This is a genomic window from Mesorhizobium sp. M7A.F.Ca.AU.002.02.1.1 (genome assembly GCF_003998535.1).
Lineage (GTDB): Bacteria > Pseudomonadota > Alphaproteobacteria > Rhizobiales > Rhizobiaceae > Mesorhizobium > Mesorhizobium ciceri.
Map to the genome: position 1 here is coordinate 1 of NZ_RZPB01000681.1, position 3,264 is coordinate 3,264.

Genomic DNA, 3,264 nt, shown 5'->3' on the forward strand with positions numbered 1-3,264 from the left:
AGCCACAGACGCGGCGACACAGCTCGTCTTTGAGCGCGGCCCTCATCCATGGCGCAGCCTTGGATTGAGCAGCGCGTACATCATGTCGACGCTGAGGTTGATCAGCACGAACAGCAGCGCGAAGACCAGCACGATGCCCTGAATCAGCGGCAGGTCGCGGTTGATGACGGCGTCGATCGCCATGTTGCCGAGGCCTTCATAGGAAAACAGCCGTTCGACGATGACGGTGCCGCCGATGAGGAAGGTGAACTGCACGCCGACCAGCGTCAGCGTCGGCAGCGCGGCATTCTTCAGCGCTTCGCGCAGGATGACCTGTGTTTCCGAGAATCCCTTGACCCGCGCCAGCACGACGTAGTCGAGGTCGAGCACTTCCTTCAGCGACTGTTTCAGCAGCTGCGAGATGATCGCCGCCAGCGGCAGCGCCAGCGCCACGGCCGGCATCAGCATGTGTTTCAGCAGATCCCAGGTCAGGTCGAGGCGCAGACGAAGCAAGCTCTCGAACAGATAAAACTGGGTGACGAAGGGCAGGTCGAGCTGCGGCGACACCCGGCCGGAAATGTCGAAGATCGGCACCAGCACGCCGAACAGCAGGATCAGCACCAGGCCCCACAGGAAGTCGGGAATGGAAAGCGCCGCGCCGCTGGCGATGTCGATGCCGGCCTCGACCGCCGTGCCGCGTTCGCGCGCGCCGATGATTGCCGTCGTGCCGCCGAGCGCCACCGCCATCACAAGCGCGACGATGGCAAGCTCCAGCGTCGCTGGCAGCCGGTTGAAGACGAGACCCAGCACATCCTGCCTGAGCGAAATCGAGGTGCCGAAATCGCCCCTGGCGACGCCTGACAGCCAGATGAAGAATTGCTGCACGATGGTCTTGTCGAGGCCGTAGAGCGCTCGCAGCCGGGCAATGTCGGCATCCGTAGCACCAGGCGGCAGCATCATGGCGATCGGATCGCCGGGCGCGACGCGGATCACGACAAAGACGACGACGGCCACGCCGAACAGCGTGATCAGCATCGTCAGCAGACGGATCAGGAATCTTTGCAGGAGCATTCTGGCGTAGGCCTAATGCGTTTCGGTGACTGATGGAACGAAGACCCCTCATCCGGCCGCTTCGCGGCCACCTTCTCCCCGAGGGGAGAAGAGGTCGCTGACGGCTGAGCCGGTCTCTTCTCCCCAGCGGGGAGAAGGTGGCCCGAAGGGCCGGATGAGGGGGCCTGCGCAAGTTGGGAGAAGGCATGCCGGCTTTGCGACAGCGCGCCTTTCTCGACTCTCTCAGGCCGGGGTCATCAGGGCCGGCAGCAGCGCGCCCGACACATGCTGAACCACATTGACGCCCTTGGCATGGACGATGGGCTGCGCATACTGCATCAGCGGCAGCACATAGGCCTGCTCGGCGATGTATTTGTCGACAGCCTTCCAGCCGGCGATGCGCTTGGCCTCGTCCTTCTCGCCCCACAGCGGGTTGATCATGTCGATCAAATCCTGGCTGTCCCACACCGAATGCGGGCTCGGGCCGTACATGGCAAAGCCGGTCGAGGTGGTCGGATCGCCGATGGCGTTGCCCCAGTTGTAGAAGGCGGCCGGCGCCAGCTTATCGGCGGCGCGCAGTTCGTAGTGCTTTGCGATCTCGTAGACCTCGATCGTCGCCTCGATGCCGACCTTGCGCCACATGCCGACGATCGCCTGGATCATCTCATAGTCCTTGGGCTTGAAGCCCTTGGTCGTCTGGATGGTGAACTTGACCGGCTTTTCCGGCGAATAGCCGGAGGCAGCCAGCAATTCCTTGGCCTTTTCCGGATTGTGCTCGACCTTGATCGACGCGTCGTAGGATGCGTATTCCGGCGTTTCCAGCGTATCGATCGGCTGTCCGTAGCCGCGCAGCAGGCGATCGACCAGCAGCTTCTTGTCGACGGCCATCACGGCGGCCTGACGGACGTTCTTGTCCAGCATCGCCTCGATGTCGTTGAAGAAGATCATGCCGATGTCGGAAACGTTCTTGCACGAGCCGGCCAGCCCGTCCTTGGCGATCAGCCGGTCATACTCCTCGTAGGGGATTTCGAGCGTCACTTGCGAGGAGCCGGATTCGATCTCGGCGACGCGGCTTGCCGCGTCGGCGACGAACTTGATCGTCACATTCTCGAAGGCCGGCTTGCCGCCCCAGTAGTTCGGGTTTGCCTTGAGCCGCAGGAAAGCGTTGCGCTCGAACTTTTCCACCATGTAGGGGCCGGTGCCGATCGGCGCCTTCTCGAAACCTTCGGCGCCGACCTTCTCGTAATAGGCCTTCGGCATGATGTAGCCGGTCAGGAACGACATCCATTTGAAATAGACCGGGTCGAACTGCACGACGTCGCCGGTGATCTTGTTGCCGTCGATCTTGAAGTTGTTGACGTTCTTCCAGACGAACTGGATCGGGTTGCCGGTCTTTTCGTCGCCTGCCCGCTGTAGCGACCAGACGACGTCCTCGGCCGTGAACGGCGAGCCGTCATGCCAGGTCACGCCTTCGCGCACCGTCATCATGATCTTCGTGCGGTCGTCGTTCCAGCCCCATTCGGTGAGCAGGCCCGGCGCGAAGGACAAATCGGGCTTCTGCGGGATGAACTGGTCGAATACCGACTGGTAAAGCCCCTGGATCGTCGGGTTGACGGCCGAGGGTCCGGTGGTCGGATCCCAGGATGGCAGGTTGACATTGTAGGCGATGGTCAGTTCGCCGGCAGCCGCCCTAGCGATCTGCGGCAGGCCGACGGCGGCCACCCCGAGTGCCGCGGCGCTGTATCCGAGCAATTCCCGTCTGTTGATTGTCATGGTCGTTCCCCTTGTTGGTTTTGTTTCTGCGCGGCGTCTTCAGGTCATTGGTTCAGGCTTCTTGGGCAGCAGCGCCTTGCCCCTCGTAGCCTCAAGGAAATCTCCGGCTCCTACCTCCCGCCAAGCTGTTGTGCGAGCATGAAGCCCGACGCCGCACCGGTGCCGGCGCCCGGCCTGCGCAACAAGATTCTCGGCCGCGCCGTCTTCTCGCCCATCGACCTCGAGCGTGAGAACCCGAATCTCGTCGGTGGCGACCAGGTCTGCGGCAGCCATCATCTGGCGCAGAACTTTTTATTCCGCCCGGCGCGCAACTATGCCGGCTGGAACACGCCGGTGGCGCATCTGCACCTCACTGGAGCCGCGACATGGCCGGGCGCCGGCACCGGTGCGGCGTCGGGCTTCATGCTCGCACAACAGCTTGGCGGGAGGTAGGAGCCGGAGATTTCCTTGAGGCTACGAGGG

Annotated in this window: 2 protein-coding genes and 1 pseudogene; 1 reads left to right on the forward strand and 2 read right to left on the reverse strand. The window is 62.9% G+C overall.

What is annotated here, in order from left to right:
- Positions 1 to 42: 42 nt before the first annotated feature.
- Complete coding sequence (locus tag EN879_RS29285) at positions 43 to 1,050, reverse strand: ABC transporter permease (RefSeq protein WP_013527972.1); 1,008 nt, start codon at positions 1,048 to 1,050, stop codon at positions 43 to 45.
- A 222-nt stretch (positions 1,051 to 1,272) separates the two neighbouring features.
- On the reverse strand, positions 1,273 to 2,802 hold the full coding sequence (locus tag EN879_RS29295) for an ABC transporter substrate-binding protein (RefSeq protein ID WP_027161803.1): 1,530 nt from the start codon (positions 2,800 to 2,802) through the stop codon (positions 1,273 to 1,275).
- Between the two features lie 165 nt (positions 2,803 to 2,967).
- Here EN879_RS29295 and EN879_RS29300 point away from each other — a divergent pair.
- Positions 2,968 to 3,234, forward strand: a pseudogene (locus EN879_RS29300) (NAD(P)/FAD-dependent oxidoreductase); the annotation flags it as partial.
- Between the last annotated feature and the right edge of the window lie 30 nt (positions 3,235 to 3,264).

Bases quoted from the DNA above. Each gene is read 5' to 3' on its own strand.
- EN879_RS29285 (WP_013527972.1), bottom strand. From the start codon at position 1,050: ATGCTCCTGCAAAGATTCCTGATCCGTCTGCTGACGATGCTGATCACG.
- EN879_RS29295 (WP_027161803.1), bottom strand. From the start codon at position 2,802: ATGACAATCAACAGACGGGAATTGCTCGGATACAGCGCCGCGGCACTC.